The sequence below is a fragment of the Companilactobacillus halodurans genome (assembly GCF_009600985.1).
Classification (GTDB): Bacteria; Bacillota; Bacilli; order Lactobacillales; family Lactobacillaceae; genus Companilactobacillus; species Companilactobacillus halodurans.
Genome location: NZ_VDFP01000275.1, coordinates 1 through 1,050, shown reverse-complemented (window position 1 = coordinate 1,050; position 1,050 = coordinate 1). Strand labels below are relative to the sequence as shown.

1 protein-coding gene is annotated in these 1,050 nt (G+C 36.4%); it reads right to left on the bottom strand.

Annotated features, from left to right (window positions below; translation table 11 throughout):
* Positions 1-180: 180 nt before the first annotated feature.
* A partial coding sequence (locus FHL06_RS14125; protein WP_192918042.1) for a divalent metal cation transporter occupies positions 181-1,050 on the bottom strand: 870 nt, incomplete at its 5' end.

Below are 1,050 nucleotides of genomic sequence, written 5' to 3'. Positions count from 1 at the left end.
AATTTTCATTTTGATATCCTCCTGATTGATTCCAATTCTACGGGTAAGACGTTTTTCCCAACAGTACTTAATGGTTGCGATTGAGAGGTAAAGCAAATGGCAACTCATTTTTTCGTTATGCTTTCGTTATAAATAATAACAAAAAAACTCCAACATTTTCATGTCAGAGTTAAGTGTATTTTAAGCCGTAGGAACAAATGTAGTATAGATTAACCAGATGTTTAGAATTGTTAAGACAACCGCAACGAAGTAGCCGATATATTCGACGAATTTGTTATTAGCGAATTCACCCATAAGTTTCTTGTTACTTGTAAACTTGATCAATGGGAAAATTGAGAATGGTAACGCAACACTCAAGAATACTTGTGAGAATGTCAAAAGTGACTCGATCTTAGCTTCATTACCGTTGTAAATAATAGCGAAGGTAATAACTGGAATGATGGACATCAAACGAGTAATTACACGTCTTGCCCAAAGTTTCATCTTCATGTGGACGAAACCTTCCATAACGATCTGACCAGATAGTGTACCAGTAATAGTTGAGTTTTGACCTGAAGCTAACAAAGCAATAGCGAACAGAATACTCAAGACAGGACTGGCAACAGCTCCGGCAACTTTAGGATCTTGCAAAGCATTAAATAGATCTACGAAACGTCCTAAATCACTGTTTGTGCCATAGAACAAAGCAGCACCTAGAAGTAATAGTAAAGTATTAACAACAAAAGCTAATGTTAATTGGATATTTGAATCCCAAGTTGAGAAACGAACTGCTTGATGAACACTCTTGGAATCGTTACGGTCATATTTTCTGGCCTGTGAAATTGAAGAATGTAAGTACAAATTATGTGGCATAACTGTCGCACCAACGATACCTAATGAAAGGTAAAGCATGCTTTGGTTTTGAAGGATCTTTGGATCAGGTACAAAACCAACGACCATTTGACCCATGTCAGGTTTGGCCAAGATAACTTCATATAAGAAGACGAAGAGGATAACCATAATTAATGTGGCTACGATAGCTTCGATTTTTCTGAAACCTAATTTCATTAA